The 19669-nt window shown below is 53.8% G+C and carries 14 protein-coding genes and 1 tRNA gene; 11 read left to right on the top strand and 4 right to left on the bottom strand.

The features are described from left to right. Position 1 precedes the first annotated feature (1 nt). Genes V2S86_RS02675 through yejF form a run of 4 tightly spaced genes read left to right on the top strand, consistent with a single transcriptional unit; the run spans position 2 to position 5531 of the window. Positions 2 to 1810: an extracellular solute-binding protein gene (locus V2S86_RS02675; protein ID WP_330761107.1), complete on the top strand. Its 1809-nt coding sequence runs from the start codon at positions 2 to 4 to the stop codon at positions 1808 to 1810. Positions 1811 to 1820: 10 nt separating this feature from the next. Then, complete coding sequence (locus V2S86_RS02670; protein WP_330761106.1) at positions 1821 to 2915, top strand: microcin C ABC transporter permease YejB; 1095 nt, start codon at positions 1821 to 1823, stop codon at positions 2913 to 2915. Continuing rightward, a complete protein-coding gene (locus V2S86_RS02665) occupies positions 2912 to 3937 on the top strand; it encodes an ABC transporter permease (protein ID WP_330761105.1) in 1026 nt (341 codons plus the stop codon). Before V2S86_RS02670 ends, V2S86_RS02665 begins: the two co-directional genes overlap by 4 nt. A 1-nt stretch (position 3938) precedes the next feature. Next, complete coding sequence (gene yejF / locus V2S86_RS02660) at positions 3939 to 5531, top strand: microcin C ABC transporter ATP-binding protein YejF (RefSeq protein ID WP_330761104.1); 1593 nt, start codon at positions 3939 to 3941, stop codon at positions 5529 to 5531. Positions 5532 to 5539: 8 nt separating this feature from the next. On the opposite strand, the gene V2S86_RS02655 is transcribed toward yejF, so the two are convergent. From V2S86_RS02655 to rsuA, 3 genes are all read right to left on the bottom strand, one after another. After that, positions 5540 to 5884: a YejG family protein gene (locus V2S86_RS02655; RefSeq protein WP_004947098.1), complete on the bottom strand. Its 345-nt coding sequence runs from the start codon at positions 5882 to 5884 to the stop codon at positions 5540 to 5542. A 610-nt stretch (positions 5885 to 6494) separates the two neighbouring features. Next, positions 6495 to 7691 carry a Bcr/CflA family multidrug efflux MFS transporter gene (locus V2S86_RS02650; protein ID WP_330761103.1) on the bottom strand — a complete coding sequence of 399 codons (1197 nt, stop codon included), beginning with the start codon at positions 7689 to 7691 and terminating at the stop codon, positions 6495 to 6497. A gap of 30 nt (positions 7692 to 7721) precedes the next feature. Further along, positions 7722 to 8435, bottom strand: a complete 714-nt coding sequence (gene rsuA / locus V2S86_RS02645) for a 16S rRNA pseudouridine(516) synthase RsuA (protein ID WP_330761102.1) — start codon at positions 8433 to 8435, stop codon at positions 7722 to 7724. 309 nt (positions 8436 to 8744) lie between these two features. Between rsuA and V2S86_RS02640 the strand changes: the two genes are divergently transcribed. After that, positions 8745 to 10502, top strand: a complete 1758-nt coding sequence (locus V2S86_RS02640) for a DEAD/DEAH box helicase (RefSeq protein ID WP_330761101.1) — start codon at positions 8745 to 8747, stop codon at positions 10500 to 10502. A 161-nt stretch (positions 10503 to 10663) separates the two neighbouring features. Continuing rightward, a complete protein-coding gene (gene rplY / locus V2S86_RS02635) occupies positions 10664 to 10948 on the top strand; it encodes a 50S ribosomal protein L25 (RefSeq protein ID WP_330761100.1) in 285 nt (94 codons plus the stop codon). 85 nt (positions 10949 to 11033) lie between these two features. Here rplY and yejK read toward each other — a convergent pair whose 3' ends face one another. Further along, on the bottom strand, positions 11034 to 12044 hold the full coding sequence (gene yejK, locus V2S86_RS02630; protein ID WP_004947114.1) for a nucleoid-associated protein YejK: 1011 nt from the start codon (positions 12042 to 12044) through the stop codon (positions 11034 to 11036). A gap of 177 nt (positions 12045 to 12221) precedes the next feature. On the opposite strand from yejK, the gene V2S86_RS02625 reads away from it, so the two are divergent. The 5 genes from V2S86_RS02625 (at position 12222) to V2S86_RS02605 (ending at position 19669) form a co-directional block, all read left to right on the top strand. Beyond that, a complete protein-coding gene (locus V2S86_RS02625; protein WP_006317912.1) occupies positions 12222 to 12449 on the top strand; it encodes a YejL family protein in 228 nt (75 codons plus the stop codon). Positions 12450 to 12458: 9 nt separating this feature from the next. Further along, positions 12459 to 14240 (top strand): LPS biosynthesis-modulating metalloenzyme YejM, encoded by a 1782-nt coding sequence (gene yejM / locus V2S86_RS02620; RefSeq protein ID WP_330761099.1) that lies wholly within the window; start codon positions 12459 to 12461, stop codon positions 14238 to 14240. A gap of 78 nt (positions 14241 to 14318) precedes the next feature. Beyond that, a tRNA-Pro gene (locus tag V2S86_RS02615) sits at positions 14319 to 14395 on the top strand. Between the two features lie 368 nt (positions 14396 to 14763). After that, positions 14764 to 17871: a DUF4214 domain-containing protein gene (locus tag V2S86_RS02610; RefSeq protein ID WP_330761098.1), complete on the top strand. Its 3108-nt coding sequence runs from the start codon at positions 14764 to 14766 to the stop codon at positions 17869 to 17871. Between the two features lie 67 nt (positions 17872 to 17938). Beyond that, positions 17939 to 19669 carry a hypothetical protein gene (locus tag V2S86_RS02605; RefSeq protein WP_330761097.1) on the top strand — a complete coding sequence of 577 codons (1731 nt, stop codon included), beginning with the start codon at positions 17939 to 17941 and terminating at the stop codon, positions 19667 to 19669.

Raw genomic sequence — 19669 nt, 5'->3', positions numbered from 1 at the left:
GATGTCCGTGCGCGTTTTTGCTGCCCTGGTGCTCTCAGCACTGAGTTTTGGCCTGCAGGCCGAACCCCTCAATGAAAGCTACGCTTTCGCCCTACTCGGTGAGCCGAAATACGCCACCGACTTCAGCCATTACGACTACGTCAATCCGGCCGCGCCGAAAGGCGGCGACGTGCGAATGGCGGCGATCGGCACTTACGATAACTTTAACCGTTACGCCTCGCGCGGCGTGGCCGGCGAACGCACCGACGCGCTGTATGACTCGCTGTTCACCACCTCGGACGACGAAATAGGCAGTTATTACCCGCTGATTGCCGAATCCGCCCGCTTCCCGGCCGATATGCGCTGGGTAGAGCTGGATATTAACGCCCGCGCCCGCTTCCACGATGGCAGCCCCATCACCGCCGCCGACGTAGCTTTCACCTTTAACAAGTTTATGACCGAAGGCGTGCCGCAATTTCGCGTGGCGTACAAAGGTATCAAGGTAAAAGCCATCTCCCGCCTGACGGTACGCATCGAGTTCCCTCAGCCGGATAAAGACAAGCTGCTTGGGCTGTTCGGGTTGCCGGTGCTGCCGGAGAGTTTCTGGAAAAATCATAAGCTGAACGAACCGCTGGCCGCGCCGCCGCTTGGCAGCGGACCGTATAAAGTCGGCAGTTACCGCCTCGGCCAATACATTGCCTATCAACGGGTACGCGACTACTGGGCGGCCAACCTGCCGGTCAATCGCGGCCGCTTCAACTTCGACAGCATCCGCTACGACTACTATCTGGATGACAAAGTGGCGCTGGAGGCCTTCAAGGCCGGTGCCTACGATTTCCGCGTCGAGGGTTCGCCCAAAAGCTGGGCCACCCAGTATCAGGGCGGCAACTTCGCCCGCAACTACATAGTCAAACAGGATGAAACCAACCAGTCGGCGCAAAATACCCGCTGGATGGCGTTCAATATGAAACGCCCTCTGTTTGCCGATCGGCGCGTGCGCGAGGCGATCACGTTGGCCTTCGATTTCGACTGGATGAACAAGGCGCTGTATTACAACGCTTATCAACGTACCAACAGCTATTTCCAGAATACCCCCTACGCCGCCAGCGGCTATCCGGATGCTGCCGAACTGGCGCTGCTGGCGCCACTGAAGGACAAGGTGCCGCCGGAAGTGTTCACCAGCATCTACCAGCCGCCAACCTCTGACGGCAGCGGCAACGATCGCCAGAACCTGCTGAAAGCCACCCAGTTGCTCAAGCAAGCCGGTTGGGAAGTGAAAAACCAGCAGTTGGTGAACAGCAAAACCGGCAAGCCCTTTACCTTCGAGCTGATGTTGCTGAGCGGCAGCAACTTCCAGTACGTCTTGCCGTTCCAGCACAACCTCAAGCGGCTGGGGATCGAGATGCAGATCCGTGAAATTGACGTCACTCAATTCACCAAACGCATGCGTGACGGCGATTTCGACATGATGCCGACGGTCTATCTGGCAATGCCGTTCCCGAGTTCTTCGCTCCAGACGATCTGGGACTCCGAATACATCAATTCCAGTTGGAATACTCCCCGCGTCACCGATCCGGCCGTCGATAGCCTGGTGCGCAACATCCTGCGGCACCAGGGCGACGAAAAAGCCCTGCTGCCGTTGGGGCGCGCACTGGATCGGGTGCTGACCTGGAACAGGTTCATGCTGCCGATGTGGTATTCCAATCACGATCGCTATGCCTACTGGGACAAGTTCTCCATGCCGGCGATCCGTCCAGCTTACGTGATTGGCTTCGACAACTGGTGGTTTGACGTCAACAAGGCGGCGCGTTTGCCGGCCCAACAACAATAAGGGGTCGGCGATGGCGGCTTATTTGATTCGCAGACTGTTGCTGATTATTCCCACCCTGTGGGCGATCATCACCATTAACTTTTTCATCGTGCAGATCGCGCCCGGCGGCCCGGTCGATCAGGCAATTGCCAACATCGAGATGGGCCAGAGCAGCGGTTTTGGCGGCGGTGGCGCAGGTGAAGGCCTGGGACATGCGCAGATCGGCGTCGGCAGCGCGACGGATAGCCAGTACCGAGGGTCTCGCGGGCTGGATCCGGAAGTGATTGCCGAAATCACCAAGCGCTATGGTTTCGACAAACCGCTGCATGAACGCTATTTCACCATGCTATGGAATTACATGCGTCTCGACTTTGGCGACAGCCTGTTCCGCGGCGCGTCGGTGATGCAACTGATTGGCCATAGCCTGCCGGTTTCCATCACTCTGGGCCTGTGGAGCACGCTGATTATCTATCTGGTGTCGATCCCGCTCGGTATTCGCAAAGCGGTGCATAACGGCAGTGCCTTCGATACCTGGAGCAGCACCCTGATTATCATCGGCTACGCCATTCCGGCCTTCCTGTTCGCCATTTTGATGATCGTGCTGTTCGCCGGCGGCAGCTACCTGGATTGGTTCCCATTGCGCGGCCTGGTATCCAGTAACTTCGATAGCCTGTCGTGGTACGGCAAAATTGCCGATTATCTCTGGCATATCACGCTGCCGGTGCTGGCGACGGTGATTGGCGGTTTCGCCACCCTGACCATGCTGACCAAAAACGCATTCCTTGACGAGATCCGCAAACAGTACGTGGTGACCGCGCGCGCCAAGGGGCTGGACGAGAACAAGATCCTTTATCGTCACGTATTTCGCAATGCCATGCTGCTGGTGATCGCCGGCTTCCCGGCGACTTTCGTCAGCATGTTTTTCACCGGTTCATTGCTGATTGAAGTGATGTTCTCGCTTAATGGGCTGGGGCTGCTGGGGTATGATGCCACCCTGCAGCGCGACTATCCGGTGATGTTCGGCACGCTGTATATTTTTACCCTGATTGGCCTGTTGTTGAATATCCTCAGCGATATCACCTATACCCTGGTCGATCCGCGCATTGATTTCGAGGCCCGCCAATGAGCCGCTTAAGCCCGATCAACCAGGCGCGTTGGGCGCGCTTTCGCAGTAATCGCCGCGGTTACTGGTCGCTGTGGATTTTCCTGGTGTTGTTTATTCTCAGCCTGGCCGCCAATCTGATTGCCAACGACCGCCCGCTGCTGGTGCGCTACGAAGGCCGCCTGTACCTGCCGTTCATGATAAATTACAGCGAGACCACCTTTGGCGGTGAGCTGAATACCGCCACCGATTACCAGGATCCGTTCGTAAAACAGCAGATCGACCGCCACGGCTGGGCAGTTTGGCCACCGATTCGCTTTAGTTACGACACTATCAACTTCGCCACTGAGGTGCCCTTCCCCTCAGCCCCCTCGCGCCAAAACCTGTTAGGCACCGACGGCAACGGCAGCGACGTTCTGGCGCGCGTGCTGTACGGTTTTCGCATTTCGATGCTGTTCGGATTGGCGCTGACGCTGTTTTCCAGCGTGATTGGCGTTTGCGTCGGCGCGATGCAAGGGTATTACGGCGGCCGTTTTGACCTGTGGGGCCAACGCTTTATCGAGGTGTGGTCGGGCATGCCGACGCTGTTTTTGATCATTTTACTGTCGAGTATCGTACAACCCAATTTCTGGTGGCTGCTCGGCATCACCATTCTGTTTGGTTGGATGAGCCTGGTCGGCGTGGTGCGCGCCGAGTTTCTGCGCACCCGCAACTATGATTACATCCGCGCCGCACGCGCTATGGGAGTGCCGGATCGGGTCATTATGTACCGACATATGCTGCCCAATGCGATGGTGGCGATGCTGACCTTTTTGCCGTTTATCCTCTGTGGTTCCATCACCACACTGACCTCCCTCGATTTCCTGGGCTTCGGCCTGCCGATCGGCTCTCCGTCGCTCGGTGAACTGTTGCTGCAGGGCAAGAACAACCTGCAAGCGCCGTGGCTCGGCATCACTGCATTCCTGGTGTTGGCGGTGCTGCTGTCTTTACTCATTTTTATCGGCGAAGCCATACGCGACGCCTTTGACCCCAGTAAGGCGCATTGATATGGCTAGCACTCCACTGCTTTCAATTCAGGATCTCAGCGTCGCTTTCCGTCAGGGAGACCAGCTGAATCAGGTGGTCAACGGCATCTCGTTGCAGATAGAAAAGGCGGAAACTCTGGCCTTGGTGGGTGAGTCCGGCTCCGGCAAAAGCGTAACCGCGCTGTCGGTGCTGCGCCTGCTGCCTTCGCCGCCGGTGGTCTATACCGGTGGGGATATTCGGTTCAATGGCAACTCGTTGCTGCATGCGCCGGAAGCCGAACTGCGTAAAGTGCGCGGCAACCAGATTTCGATGATTTTTCAGGAACCTATGGTGTCGCTCAATCCCTTGCACACCATTGAGAAACAGTTGGCGGAAGTGTTGGCCCTGCACCGTGGCATGCGGCGCGACGTAGCGCGCGGGGAAATTATTCAATGCCTGGATCGCGTCGGCATTCGCAACGCCAAAGGCCGGTTGAAAGACTATCCGCATCAGCTCTCCGGCGGCGAACGCCAGCGGGTCATGATCGCCATGGCGGTATTGACCCAGCCCAAACTGCTGATTGCCGACGAACCCACCACCGCGCTCGATGTGACCATTCAGGCGCAGATCCTGCTGCTGCTGAAAGAACTCAAGCAAGAAATGGGCATGGGGCTGCTGTTTATCACTCATAACCTGAATATCGTCCGTCGTCTGGCGGACAATGTGGCGGTGATGCGCAACGGCCAGTGCGTAGAGCAGAACAGCCGGGCAGGCCTGTTCAGCCAGCCGCAACATCCCTATACCCGGCAACTGCTGGCAGCAGAGAATGTCGGCGATCCTCTGCCGTTGCCGGCGGATGCAGTACCGCTGCTGAAAGTGGAAAACTTGCAGGTCAGCTTCCCGATCAAGCGCGGCTTGTTGCGCCGCACGGTTGATCATCATTACGCGCTGAAGGGGCTGAGTTTTGAGCTTAAGGCCGGAGAAAGCGTTGGATTGGTGGGGGAGTCAGGGTCAGGTAAAAGCACGACCGGGCTGGCGCTGCTGCGCCTGTTGACCGCCAGCGGCGCTATCTGGTTTAACGGCCAGCCGCTGCACCAGTTCAGCCTGAAACAGATGCTGCCGTACCGCAGCCGGATACAAATCGTGTTTCAGGATCCCTACTCTGCGCTTAACCCACGGCTGAGCGTGCTGCAAATTATCGCCGAGGGGCTTGAGGTTCACCAAAAACTGAGCGCAGAACAGCGTGAACAACGGGTGATTGACGCTTTACAGGAGGTGGGGCTGGATCCTGCCTTGCGCCACCGCTACCCTACCGAATTTTCCGGTGGCCAGCGCCAGCGTATCGCCATCGCGCGGGCGCTGATTCTGCAACCGCAGCTGCTGATACTGGATGAACCAACCTCCTCGCTGGATAAATCGGTGCAGGCTCAAATCCTGGCGCTACTGAAGTCGCTGCAACAGCGCCACCGGCTGGCTTATCTGTTTATCAGCCATGATTTACAGGTAGTGCGCTCGCTGTGCCATCAGGTGATCGTACTGCGACAAGGAGAAGTGGTTGAACAGGGTGACTGCCAGACGATCTTTAACTCGCCGGCCGCCGCTTATACGCAGCAGCTGTTACAGTTGGCAGACTAGTAGCAGGCTCAGAAAGGATATTGTGCGCTCAGTGGCTCGGCGATAGCGGCACCCACGTTTTTTAACCGGCATAAGGTGGCGCTTTCATCACTGCGGTGCACAAACAGGCAAGCTTCCCCTTCCCATTCCACGATGGCGCAATCGACCTGAATCTCCTGCAAAGACAGCTTGAGCTGTTGCATCACCTGCCAGGCGTCCGCCCCTTCGTGGCTAAGCAGTTTCAAGCCAATCAGGTTGTTATCTTCGTCTATCCCGCTAAGCGGAATCGGTTCAACCTTGATGCCGGTAAAACCTGATAGCCAACGATAACTTTGCGGCAAGCGATGCACTACCGAAAGTTGGATACTATCCACATGAAATCCCTAGTTTGAAAAGTGAAACAGTTTTTACCTGACAGGGTAACTAAGTTATAGCCGTTGAGAACCGACTCCGCCGCGCACATATGTTATTTAAATGTAAAATATGTGACAACCTATTAACCAGCCCCTGCGCTTGCTGATGTCGTGCTGTTTTGGTGCTCCGCGCAATGTCATTTCACGCCATTTTGCGACTCAGCTCGCATTTTTGCGTTATATGTAACCCTTTCCCGGTGTGATCTCAACTCTTTTTTCTTGCAATATGGTTACTTTTCACTCTTCATAATTTTACATTGAAGAAACATTTAACTTCGACAACTCACGCCCAAACATCAATTAACCCATTGATTTTAAATAGCCATAAAATAAATTACAGGCCACATTCAGGCAAAGATAATACGGTGAGGCCCTATAATTGCCTGAGCACGCCCTGCGCTTTTTTTAACAAAAAGCACACAGAGTGCACGCCGCCCATTTAATTAGCGCGCTTATATTTAGCAACAAAATTCCCATTGTCAGCAGAACGGCCGGAAGGTTCGGAAAAATGGCATAACAAAGGCTCAGCGCCAGGCTGGCCTTTGTTATGCAGGATAAAATCGCAGGAGGATCAGGCTAGGTTGTTGCGTGGACGGCTGGCATACAAATAGAACAGCACCGCGACGATGCTGCACAGCGCCATGGAGGAGACCATCGGCCAAGCGCTCTTGCCTGGTGCCATCGACAGTATCGCCCCCACCAGAGCACCGATACTGAAGCGCAGTGTACCGGCCAGCGAGGATGCAGTACCCGCCATATGCGGGAAATCATCCAGGATCACCGCCATGGCGTTGGACGAAATCATGGCGATACAGCCCAGATAAACCGCCACGCCGAGCACCAGCGCCCAGAACCCCAGGCCAATGGCGCTTACCGCCAGCAACCACAGCCCCATCGCCAACTGAACCAGCAGCCCCAGGCGGAACATGTTGATCGCGCCACGCCGCCGAACGTTGCGGCTGTTGATCAGGGTGGTCAGGAACAGAAACACGATATTCAGCGCAAAGTAATAACCAAAATGCTGCGGAGAAACGTTATTCAATTCGATGTACACGAAAGGCCCGGCGCTGAGGAACGAGAACATGCCGGCGAACGAGAAGGCGCTGGCCAACATATAGCTCAGCACGCGCTTGTGGCGGAACAGCGAAGCGAAATTGCCCAACGTGGTGCGCAAATGGAATTTCTGCCGCCGCTCTTTCGGCAGCGTCTCTTTAATAAAGAACGCCACCAGCAGAGAGCCGATCAGCGCCGCTGCGCCCATGGTCCAGAAAATCGCATGCCAGCTGAACCACAGCAGCAGCGCACCGCCGATCATCGGCGCCAGCAAGGGCGCAATGGTCATCACCAGGATGACAAACGACATCATGCGCGAAAACTCGTCCTTGGTGAACATATCGCGCATCAGGGCGTTAATCACCACGCTGGCCGCCGCCGCCGACAGGCCGTGCAGGAAACGCAGGTTGATCAATTGCTCGATCGACTGCGCCATGGCGCAGGCACCTCCGGCGATGGCGAAGATCAGCGTTCCCCAGAGGATCACCGGTTTGCGCCCTATGCTGTCAGACATCGGCCCATAGAACAGCTGCCCCAAGGCAAAACCGAGCATATAGGCGCTGAGCGTCATCTGCACGCTACCCGACTCGACGCCGAACTGCTCGGCTATCACCGGCATACTGGGCAGATACATGTCGATGGCCAGTGGCATCAGCATGGAAAGCAGGCCCAGAATGAAAATCAAACCGAGGTGAGATGACCGGTTCTGTTGCACGTTCAACGATTCCTTAATCAGCCGCAGCCGTTAGTCCTGCAAATGTGGCGCGCCCACGCTGGCGATTTCTTCTTCAGTCAGCGGGCGATATTCGCCCGGAGCCAAATCTTCATCCATCACGATGGCGCCAATCCGCTCGCGGTGCAGCTCAATAACCCGGTTGCCGACCGCCGCGAACATGCGTTTCACCTGGTGGTAACGCCCTTCGCTGATGGTCAGACGCACCAGAGTGTCTTCAATTTTTTCCAGCTGCGCCGGACGGGTCAGATCTTTTTCATTATGCAACTGCACGCCTTCGGCAAACCGCTGCGCAGTATCTTCCGCCAGCGGATGCTCCAGCGTAACCAGATAGGTTTTCTCACAATGATGTTTCGGTGAGGTGACGCGGTGCGACCACTGCCCGTCGTCGGTCATCAGTACCAGGCCGGTGGTGTCGATATCCAACCGACCGGCGGCATGCAGTTTATAAGCGACCGGCTCATCGAGGAAATACAGCACCGTCGGGTGATCGGGATCGTCCGTAGAGCAAACGTAACCCTGAGGCTTGTTGAGCATGAAATAACGTGGGCCGCTCAGCTGTTGCAGTGGGTTGCCGTCAAACGCCACCTCCTGTTCCGGGGTCAGTTTGACAGCCCCGCTCTTCACCACTTCACCGTCCACGGTGACGCGCTTTGCCCGAAGTTCACGCGCTACCAGCGCGCGGCTAACACCTAACTGCTGAGATAAAAACTTGTCCAGTCGCATTGAATCTGCTTTGCCTGTCGTTGTTATGATCGCATTGATCGTATTGCTAAAATATGACGCCCGCCGTTGCACCAGGCGCAACAGGGCAGGTTCGGAGAGGGGGAAACAGCGATTACTGTCACAGGAGTATAGCGGCGGAAACGGCCCCCTGACAGAGGTAATTTCCGCACTTCTCGCACCTCATGCGCTCAGAAGGCATAATAATAGAAATTTTTTAGCCGCCTGAGGAGTAAAATGTCACTGTTTCTATGGGATCAAAGGTTGCAAAACCTGTTCCCGGCGGCCCATTTCAACCAACGGCGTTAATTCATGGCCTTTACTCTACGCCCCTACCAATTGGAAGCGGTCGAAGCCACCATCAAACATTTCCGCCAGCATTCGCAACCGGCGCTGATTGTGCTGCCGACCGGCGCAGGCAAAAGCCTGGTGATCGCCGAACTGGCAAAACGTGCGCGCGGCCGGGTATTGGTGCTGGCCCACGTGAAGGAGCTGGTGGCGCAAAACCACGCCAAATACTGCGCCTATGGGCTGGAGGCGGATATCTTTGCCGCCGGGCTGCAGCAAAAAGACAGCGCCGGTAAAGTGGTGTTCGGCAGCGTACAGTCCGTGGCACGTAATCTGCCGCTGTTCGACGGCGCATTTTCCCTGCTGATTATCGACGAGTGCCACCGCATCAGCGACGACGATGACAGCCAGTATCAGCAAATTATTCAGCACCTGCAAAAATCCAATCCGCAGCTGCGGTTGTTGGGGCTGACCGCCACGCCTTATCGGCTGGGCAAGGGTTGGATTTATCAGTATCACTATCACGGCTTTACCCGCGGCGATGCCGGCAGCCTGTTTCGCGACTGCATTTATGAACTGCCGCTGCGCTACATGATCAAGAACGGCTATCTGGTGCCGCCGGAACGGCTCGACATGCCCATTGTGCAGTACGATTTCAGCCGCCTGGAGGCCAGAAGCAACGGCTTGTTCAGTGAGGCAGACCTCAACCGCGAGCTGAAACAGCAAAATCGCATCACGCCGCATATCATCAGCCAGATCGTCGAATATGCCGAAACGCGCAAAGGGGTGATGATTTTCGCCTCCACCGTTGAACATGCGCGTGAGATCCACGGCCTGCTGCCGGCCGGTGAGGCCGCGCTGGTCAGCGCCGAAACGCCGGCCGCCGAGCGGGATGCGTTGATTGAGGCGTTCAAACAACAGCGGCTGCGTTATCTGGTCAACGTAGCGGTGCTGACCACCGGCTTTGACGCGCCGCATGTCGATCTGATCGCCATTTTGCGCCCCACCGAATCCGTCAGCCTTTATCAGCAAATCGTCGGCCGCGGGCTGCGGCTGGCTCCGGGCAAAGAGGATTGCCTGATCCTCGATTACGCCGGTAATCCGCACGATCTGTTCACACCTGAGGTCGGCGTCAGCAAACCGCACAGCGACAGCCAGCCGGTACAGGTATTTTGCCCCGGCTGCGGCTTCGCCAACCTGTTCTGGGGAAAATGCACCGAAAATGGCGACGTCATCGAGCATTACGGCCGCCGCTGCCAGGGCTGGCTAGAAGACGATGATGGGCATCGCGAACAGTGCGACTATCGCTTTCGTTTCAAGAGTTGCCCGCACTGCGGCGCAGAAAACGACATTGCCGCACGCCGCTGCCACCAATGCCAGGAAGTACTGGTCGATCCCGACGACATGCTGAAAGAGGCGCTGAAACTGAAGGACGCCTTGGTTCTGCGCTGCGGCGGCATGGAACTGCAAAGCGGGCGCGATGAAAAAGGCGAGTGGCTGAAGGCCACCTATTACGATGAAGACGGCACCAGCACCAGCGAGCGTTTCCGCCTGCAAACGCCGGCGCAGCGCAAAGCCTTCGAGATGCTGTTTCTGCGCCCGCATCAACGCGCGCCGGGGGTGCCGTTCAGTTGGCAAACCGCCGCCGACGTGCTGGCCCAACAGACACTGTTGCGTCATCCGGATTTTGTCGTGGCGCGCAAACGTGGGCAATTCTGGCAGATTCGGGAAAAAGTGTTCGATTATCAGGGCCGCTTCCGCCGGGCCAACGAGCTGTATTGATGCCCGCATCGCGCAGATTCGGGAGGTTTCCATTGCCCTGCCGACGGCTTTCCGTTAAAATGCCGCCCGCTTTAGCTGGGTTCGCCCGGTGCTAAAGTGGTTTATCGAACCTGTTACTGGGTCGCCTTAACAGGGTAAATTTTCTTTTAAGAGAAAAAACAATGTTCACTATCAATGTAGAAGTACGTAAAGACCAGGGTAAGGGTGCGAGCCGCCGCCTGCGTGCAGCTAACAAATTCCCAGCTATCGTTTACGGTGGCGAAGAAGCTGCAGTTTCCATCGAATTAGACCATGATTCTGTAAAGAACATGGAAGTTAAACCAGAATTCTACAGCGAAGCAGTAACTCTGGTTATCGACGGTAAAGAAACCAAAGTTAAGGTTCAGGCTGTACAGCGTCACCCGTTCAAGCCAAAACTGACCCACATCGACTTCGTTCGCGCGTAATCGCAACGTCTTCGAGCTTTTCGGGACGCCGAAGTAGAAAACGCCGCAATTGCGGCGTTTTTTATTGTCTGCGATTCGGCAAACGTTACTTGTTGCCGCCGTTTAACCGGCGTTGCAGCTGATCGCGCAAATTCGGCGGCGTGCCTTTAATGGTCAACGTATCCGTTGCCGCATCCCAAAACACCCGCTCCCCCAACAGCATGGCGTCAAAGTTCATGCTGATGCCGCCGCCGCTGCCGGCGAACTTGGTCAACTGGCGCAAAGTGCCACGATCTGCCGGGAAGCTGTCTTCCAGTTGATAGCCCTGTTCGCTGGAAAATTGCAGAAAATCTTTCTCGCCCACCGGCGCGATCTCTTTCGACAGTTCCTGCAGCTCGATTTCCTCGCCGGCTTGCAGCTGTTCGTTGCAGTAGCTGTAAACCTGCTGGCGCACCGATTGGCGCTCATTTTTATCCAACTGGGCGTCGGCACAGTAGTCGTCAACCGCCTGCAGCAAGCCCCGGTTCTGCGCTTTGGTATCCAGCCCTTCGGCCGCCGCCAGAAAATCCATAAAGAAATCGGACACCTTGCGGCCCACTCGGCCTTTCAGGAAGGTCAGGTAACGGGTGGATTCCGGGTTGGTTTCCCACTCGGTCAAATCGATGCGCGCCACGATATCGGCGTGGTTGATGTCCAGATAATGGGTGGTGTTGATATCCAGCTCTTCATTGACGCGCGAACTGTTGCGGCTGTTGAGTACCGCGATCAACAAATACTCCGTCGATAGGTAGCGATACTGGCCAAAAAGCACCACGCCGCCTTCGGCAAAGGGGTATTTGCCCAGTTCATCGCGCAGGCGACCTGTCGCCGCACGGCTGAAGGCCAGAAAGTCCTTATCGTCCTTGCGGCAGGTGCGCAGCGCATCCGCCAGCTCACTGCCTTCATTGAACAGGCCATAAGCCTTGCTCTTGGCACTGTAGACACGATGCAGCTCCTCCATCATCTCTTCCACCGCCGCATTGGTGGGAAGCAGAGAGTCGCGCAGCACCACGTCCAGCGTTTGTTCATCGCGTTTTACCAACTGGTGCAGAGCGATCTGGTCGATATCCAGACTCATGATAAATCCTCCTGTTCTTTGAGCGCGTATTCAAGCACTGAAGGCTTCGCCCTGCAACTGGAAAGCAGGATCGGCAAACGATCGTTACCTTAACGAGTACCACGCTATAAAAGAGCGGAAAATCACGGCTCTATACGGTAAGATATGGGACTTTGTCAGGCTTTGAGCGCAATTTTTATGCCACAATCATCCCGTTACAGTGACGAACACGTTGAACAACTGCTCTCTGAGCTGGTCAATGTTTTGGAAAAACACCATACTCCCACCGATCTTTCTCTGATGGTGCTGGGCAACATGGTAACTAATCTGATCAACACCAGCGTCGCTCCCGCGCAGCGGAAGACGTTGGCAAGATCGTTTGCAGAAGCTCTGCAAGCTTCTATTCGTGAAGACAAAGCGCATTAATAATTACTTATGGTGACAAACCGTCAGCGTTATCGTGAAAAAGTCTCCCAGATGATTAGCTGGGGGCACTGGTTCGCCTTATTCAATATTCTGCTCGCCCTCGGGCTGGGTAGCCGCTACCTGTTTGTCACCGACTGGCCCGCCTCCCTGTTGGGCCGGGTTTATGCCCTGGTCAGCTTGCTGGGGCATTTCAGCTTTATCGTTTTCGCCGGCTATCTGCTGGTGATATTCCCGCTCACCTTTGTGGTGATGTCGCAGCGGCTGCTGCGGTTTATTTCCGCCGCGCTGGCCACTACAGGGCTAACACTGTTGCTGGTAGACAGCGAAGTGTTCACGCATTTCCACCTGCATCTTAACCCGGTGGTGTGGGAGCTGGTGGTTAATCCGGATCAAAGCGAGCTGGCTCGCGACTGGCAGCTGATGTTCATCTGCGTGCCGGTTATCTTCCTGGTGGAGATGCTGTTTGGCACCTGGAGCTGGCAAAAGCTTCGCAGCCTGAACCGCCAACACTTTGGCAAGCCGCTGGCCGTACTGTTCATCAGCGCCTTTTTTGCCTCGCACCTGATTTATATCTGGGCCGACGCCAATTTCTATCGCCCAATTACCATGCAGCGGGCCAACCTGCCGCTTTCCTACCCGATGACTGCGCGTAAATTCCTTGAGAAACACGGCCTGCTCGATCCGCAAGAGTATGAGCGCCGTCTGGTGCAACAGGGCAATCCGGAGGCCGTAGCGGTGGAATACCCGCTCAACGATCTCAGTTACAGCGACAAAGGCAGCGGTTATAACCTGCTGATGATCGTCGTGGATGGCGTTCGCACCCAGGATATGACAAAGGATATGCCTGCCCTCGCCCGCTTCGCACAGGAAAACATTCGCTTCAGCGATCACTACAGTTCGGGCAATCATGCGGATACCGGCTTGTTTGGCCTGTTTTACGGTATTTCACCGACCTATCTGGACAGCATTCTCGCCGCGCGCAAACCTTCTGCCCTGGTGAACGCGCTCAGCGCCCAAGGTTATCAATTTGGCCTGTTCTCGTCAGACGGCTTTAATGCCAGCCTGTACCGTCAGGCGCTCTTGACCGACTTCTCGCTGCCGGCACCGGCCAGGCAAGACGATGCGGTAACCACACAGCAATGGCAGCGTTGGCTGAACGATCAGAACAACAAGGCTCCGTGGTTCTCCTATATCAACTTCCGTGGCGCTGAACCTGCGGCCAATGAAAAAACACCGGCCCCAGCCGACTTTATTCAACGTTACCGCACCGGCGCGCAGGAAGTGGATACCCAGATTGCCGAAGTGCTCGGCACGCTGAAAGCACGTGGCGTTCTGGATAAAACAGTGGTGGTGATTACCGCAGAGCACGGTGTTGAATTCAATGATACTGGTAAAGGCTACTGGGGCGCGGGCACCAGTTATAACCAACAACAGTTGCAGGTGCCGCTGGTAATCCATTGGCCGGGTACGCCGACCCAGACCATCAATAAGCTGACCGGCCATAACGATGTGATGCGCACGCTGATGCAGCGTTTACTGCACGTTAAAACGGCGCCTAATGACTACTCGCAGGGTGAAGACCTGTTCACCGCACAGCGCAGGAATAACTGGGTCGCCACCGGTGATAACAACCTGTTGATCATCACTACGCCAACACAAACCATGGTGCTGGACGGCAATGGCACTTATCGGGCGTACGATAAAAACGACAAAGAAATAAAAGACGAGAAACCGCAGCTTACCCTGCTGTTGCAGGTGCTGACTGACGTTAAACGCTTCATTGCCAACTAACTGCTTAAAATACAAGCAATCAGACGCTGCTACTCTTGCATTGATCTTGGTTAAGGGTAGTATAATTTGCCATAGCGTCGGCATGTAGCGCAGCTTGGTAGCGCACCGTCATGGGGTGTCGGGGGTCGGAGGTTCAAATCCTCTCATGCCGACCAAACATCCTTAGAGAAACCAACCCTTTGCGGTTGGTTTTTTTATGTCTCCATGAGGGCTGAAAAAATTAAAGGGAAATAATTAAAAGGATCAATAATATAAATATCACCCTAATTGTATCTCAATAAACCTATTCCCTCTTTATATCAACATTCCCAAAATAAGGATATTCTTAAATACCGTCTCCTTTCTCGCCGATGAAAAATAAAAATCAATAACAATCAAACACTAATAAAATAAAAAACAGTATAAATAAAAAAGGGTTTTACCCTGGGAATAAACACAAATATTAACCGGCCGCGGGCAAACACAGCCCCCTCTTTTGTACTATATTTTTTAGGATTTATTCATACTTAAGGGAACTGTATTTATGAACGTTTTATTATATCAACAACATGCCGCCGGGATTTTTTTCGCCACACTGGGCCGTAAACCTGCGTTTAAAGACGTCGAGTACTTTGCCAAAAAACTGATGGCCGGAATGAGCTCCGCTGAATTAGCCACCTGGATTATCAAAGGTCCGGAAGGCCAAAAACACTATGGCACAATGAATAACGAACAAAAAATAACGTTTATTTATCAGAATGTTAATTCAGTTCCCCCAACTCAAGAACAGTTACAACCGCTACTGACACAGCTCAATGGCGGGAAAGCGCTCGGCAATATTGCACAAGATGTGTTTAACACGCTTGATAGCTATAAGGGCACTGACAGCACCACACTGGAACATCAGCACGCTCAACAAGAAACTATCAACCAGTCGCTCTACCCGGCGTTTAATGGCACTCCGCAGCAGCACTCCGGAGCAGAGGACGTTTCTGCACTGTTTTATGCCCTGGGCTCCATCGCCAGCAGCAGCGGCATCAACTACTGGGGAAGTGTCATCAGCACTGGCAAAAATACCTTTGCTGAAGTTGCTCAGAAATTCGTTAATGTCAAAGCGGACAAATTCGGCGGGCTTAATGACAGCGACTTTATCAAAACCATCTACGCGCAAACCCACAAACGACCGCCTGCAGAGGGCGACATTAATCATTATCTCGACATTATCAATAATAACAGCGGCACCCGGGGTGATGTAGTCGCCGCCATCATCAATGATCTACGGTCTTCCACCGCACCTGCAGATAGCGTGGCCCAGCAGCAACTGGCCAAAATTGAGCATGTATATTCCCCTGGGGAACTACCCGCAGCCGAATACCAGGAGCACGTCGCTTCAATCTACATGACTCTGGCAGGCCGCGGGATCGATGCTTCTGGCTTGGAAACCTGGAGCAAAATGTTAGCCAGCGGTACCAGCAATTATGATTTACTGAAGCTTCTGTCTAAAAATGCAGAGTTCAGCCATGCATCCAACTATGAAAAAGTCTATTACCAACTGCATGGCACACAACATAAACTCACCACCGTGGAATCTCAGGCCATCTTACTGCGGGCTGGTAATGACAAGTTAAAGGCTACGCTGCTGGTGATCGACTACTTCCGCAATGGCGAAAGCCTGATTGGCAGCAATTACCCGGTTTCTAGCCAAAAAGTGTTTGAGTATGAAAACGCGCTGGGCACATCCCTTGGTTATAAAACTGCGCCAATGTTGGACACCAGCGCAAACGGGGGGAATCCATCGGGGACGGTGAACTCCGGTCATTACCACCAGCTGACTAATGCTGAACTGTCGATGTTCAGCACCTTGACGCTCAATGTGATACATGACGCCACCGTTGATCTAAGCCTGGCTGCGAATGTCAAAGTCATCACGCTAACCGGGAGTCACGCGGGAAACAGCATTACTCTGAGTTCTCTGGCCAACCATGGCAAAGATATTGTTCTGTCCATCGATCAGACCAACCTGTCCAGCTTCAGCGGCAATATCCTGCTGGGTAATGAGAATGACACCATTGTTTTCGCCAAAGGCCTCGATCTCAGCACGCTAAATGCAAAAATCACACTGGGAGGCGGCACCGATCGGCTTGATTGGCAAGGTAACTCGGTGGATGGCAGCTCAAATAAAGTCAGCAACGATTTATATGCCGTCTTTTCCGAGGGAATCCTCAACGCCAATTTCATTACCAAAACGGTCCACCTGACTACAGCCGGGGACGGCAGCCTCTCCGGCGTCATCAGCACCAACCTGAAAAACTTCAGCAACTATGCCTATATCGATTTAACCAACTACCGCGGTACCGGCGATATTTATCTTGATGGCTCACTGGCCGGCACCGATGGCACAAATGTCTTCGATTCCGGGCTCCTTGTGGGCAGAGCCACCATCCACAACCCGAATTTCTCGCAGGTGAAAAACCTGACGCAGGCGGATGTGTACGCCAACCCCAACCTGCTGCTGTCGGAAAAAGTGGATAATCTGCATATTATTAATACATTGACTGACGGCACGCTGATCATCGACAAGGATCTGACCGCAGCCAGTAATCTGATGCTCGAATCAGAACACCGTTCTTATGAAGTACGTCAAATTAATGCCTATACCATTGATATTATGCGGGATCTTAATGTCGGAACCGGGGCTGCACCCAACTATGGTTTTACCTATAACGTTGGCACCATCGGTTATATCACCAATTACGGCAATAAAGAGCAGCAAGTCAAGTTTACCCTCTCGGTCCACTCGGTTAATACCATCGTCACCCTATCGGGTGGCCATAATAATGTGACGGATATTGATGTCAGCAGCATAGGTGCGTTTTGGCATAACTTTACTATCGACCTGCATGTGAAAGCAGATTTCAGCGACTCGCTGGAAACGGTCGGCCACTCGCTTCAAAACGAACTTAATTTCCCGCAAATGAGCCTCAAGCTAACAATGGATATCGGTGGCTCAGGTGGTGGAGATTTTTACGCTAACCTCAAATCGTTACAAAACGGCGGACGTTTCGACAGTTTGACCACCCAGTTGGCGGGCAAGCAGTTGACGGCGAATGGGGGAAATGGCGACGACATATTCAACGTCGTTGGCAATACCACGGTGAACGGGGTCGGGGGTAGCGATAAAGTCGTTTTCGCCCATAGTACTGTCGACAGTATGGTAAAAATCGCTACCCAATATATTGGCAGCACCAAGATTGACGCTGGGGATGCGAACCAGCATTGGAGCTTCTCCAAACTGGCGGAAAAACAGATGGCCGTTTATGGAGATTACGGCAACAGTACGGCGTTGAATACCCTGTTTAACTCTGTCGACACCGCTGCCGGCAGCTCGGCTCAATCACTGTTCAGCGCCCTGCTCAGCAAAGCTACTGGCGGTACCAGTGAAAATGCACTGTCAGAAGTTGGCGCCCTGAAGTTGGGTAATAGCCTGTACGTAGTGATAGACAAGAACAACAACCACACTTTTGACGATCAGGATATCGTGTTCTCACTCGGCAACCACGATCTCTACCAGACGGTAGTCGAGACACACTACTCCTCTCCACAAGTGATTCTGAACGCCGTCTCTGCTCCTGCAGAAGAAGCATTTGCTTGATGTCTTTATCTGGACGGGCAATTAACCCCCGCAAGTCGTTACGCAGATTAATAGGGATAATTAACCAATGAATGAGATCATTTTGCATTTGGATCCGGAAACGGAAACGGAATCTGTAAGGTTAACCGACATTGATAATACCAAGGTCATCGTCAGCCAAGATTCAGATCTGAGTATTTCCAAAGCCTATATCAAAATTGGCGCCGGCTTCAATATACTCACCTGGAGCGGCAACGCCATAGCCGGTGGGAGCAATAACGTGAGCGGTAACTTCCGCGCCGTCGGCTCGGCGGAGTATGGCTCAGGAAACACCTCAATACTTTCCGCCAACTTTATTACCAAAGACATCTATATTACGACGGGCGCAGGCGGCAACCAGTCTGCATCCATCACGACCAACGCCAGTAACTTTGAGTTTTTTAACTACATCGATCTGGCGGGATATACCGGTAGTGGGCGTATATTTGTTGATGGGCAGCAGGAGGCAACAGAAGGTGAGCACGCCTTTGATTTTGGCGTGATGCAAAGTAACGCCATTATCTACAACGCGGCTTATAGCAATCTAAGCAACATCACGCAACCCTCGACAACATTGACTACCCCAACCGGTTTTGCACTGACGGGATATGCAGACAACGTCCATTTGTACAACGCAAACAATTATCTCGGTGCGGGAGGTTATTTACCGACCAGCGTCCGGGTATTTAATGACACCACTGCGGCCAGTAAGGTTCATGTCGAGCTGGCAACGTTTCGCGGAGCAAACACCGTAACCGACCTCAACATCGATATTGGCAGGGAGTTCAACCCTTATACCGATGCGGTACCAACGCAATACAATACGCAGGCAATCAACGCAGGGACGTTCGCTCTGACCAGCCACTATACTAACCGGCCGGTTAAAGAAACCCTCAAGATTTCATCCTCTTTCACCAACGCCGAATTGACGCTGTCTGGAGGTAACAATCACGTTACGGATATCAGTCTGAACGGCTTTGCTCTTGGCGGGCAAAACAACTATGTTCTGAAGCTCAATATCAGATCGGACTTCAGTGATTCACTGACGCATATCTACATTGACGAGCTAAATAACCCCAATGGCAATATTGCTCCTGTCAGCGTTGATATTCATTCAGAACAAGGTGGAACTGGCGGCGGTGATTTTTACAGCACACTGGGCACCTTACAAAATAGTGGCCAATTCAGTGGCATCATCAGTGCGCTAGCCGGCAAGCAATTGTTTATCGAGGGCCAATCGCAGGATGACAGTTTCAGCGTGGTTGGCAACACGACAATCGCTGGACATGGGTCTGGGTATCAGGGAGATACTTTCAGTTTTACGCAAAGCACCATTGCCGGGTCGGTCAAAATCACCGATTACAACGCGTCTGTCGATCGTATCAATGCTGGAGCTGACGGTCAGCAATGGACGTTTTCATCAACCGGTGACAAATCGTTGGTTTCCTACGGTGACTACGGTAGCTCAGCTAATCTCAATGCCTTGTTCTCCACTCTCGGAGGGGCGGCTGATGCCCAATCATTATTCACCGCAGCTCTCAGTAAAGCGACCGGGAGTGCCAGTGAAAGCTCGCTGGCTGAAGTTGGTGCGATAAAATTGGGTAATTCTCTCTATGTGATTATCGATAACAACGGCAATCACAGCTTTGACAGCCAGGATATTGTCTTCTCACTGGGCAACCGTGATCTAAGCCAAACGCTCGCAGACCTGCACTATACCGCACCGCAAATAGCATTGAGCGGTTCCACGTCAGCTACGCTACTGGACACAGTCGTTTAG

It is taken from the genome of Serratia sp. C2(1), from assembly GCF_036352655.1.
Lineage (GTDB): Bacteria > Pseudomonadota > Gammaproteobacteria > Enterobacterales > Enterobacteriaceae > Serratia > Serratia inhibens.
The sequence above is the reverse complement of the archived record's forward strand: the minus strand, read 5'-3'. Positions and strand labels throughout refer to the sequence as shown.

Bases quoted from the DNA above. Each gene is read 5' to 3' on its own strand.
- V2S86_RS02605 (WP_330761097.1), top strand. From the start codon at position 17,939: ATGAATGAGATCATTTTGCATTTGGATCCGGAAACGGAAACGGAATCT.
- V2S86_RS02625 (WP_006317912.1), top strand. From the start codon at position 12,222: ATGCCACAATCATCCCGTTACAGTGACGAACACGTTGAACAACTGCTC.
- rsuA (WP_330761102.1), bottom strand. From the start codon at position 8,435: ATGCGACTGGACAAGTTTTTATCTCAGCAGTTAGGTGTTAGCCGCGCG.
- yejK (WP_004947114.1), bottom strand. From the start codon at position 12,044: ATGAGTCTGGATATCGACCAGATCGCTCTGCACCAGTTGGTAAAACGC.
- V2S86_RS02610 (WP_330761098.1), top strand. From the start codon at position 14,764: ATGAACGTTTTATTATATCAACAACATGCCGCCGGGATTTTTTTCGCC.
- V2S86_RS02670 (WP_330761106.1), top strand. From the start codon at position 1,821: ATGGCGGCTTATTTGATTCGCAGACTGTTGCTGATTATTCCCACCCTG.
- yejM (WP_330761099.1), top strand. From the start codon at position 12,459: ATGGTGACAAACCGTCAGCGTTATCGTGAAAAAGTCTCCCAGATGATT.
- rplY (WP_330761100.1), top strand. From the start codon at position 10,664: ATGTTCACTATCAATGTAGAAGTACGTAAAGACCAGGGTAAGGGTGCG.
- V2S86_RS02665 (WP_330761105.1), top strand. From the start codon at position 2,912: ATGAGCCGCTTAAGCCCGATCAACCAGGCGCGTTGGGCGCGCTTTCGC.
- V2S86_RS02675 (WP_330761107.1), top strand. From the start codon at position 2: ATGTCCGTGCGCGTTTTTGCTGCCCTGGTGCTCTCAGCACTGAGTTTT.
- V2S86_RS02640 (WP_330761101.1), top strand. From the start codon at position 8,745: ATGGCCTTTACTCTACGCCCCTACCAATTGGAAGCGGTCGAAGCCACC.
- yejF (WP_330761104.1), top strand. From the start codon at position 3,939: ATGGCTAGCACTCCACTGCTTTCAATTCAGGATCTCAGCGTCGCTTTC.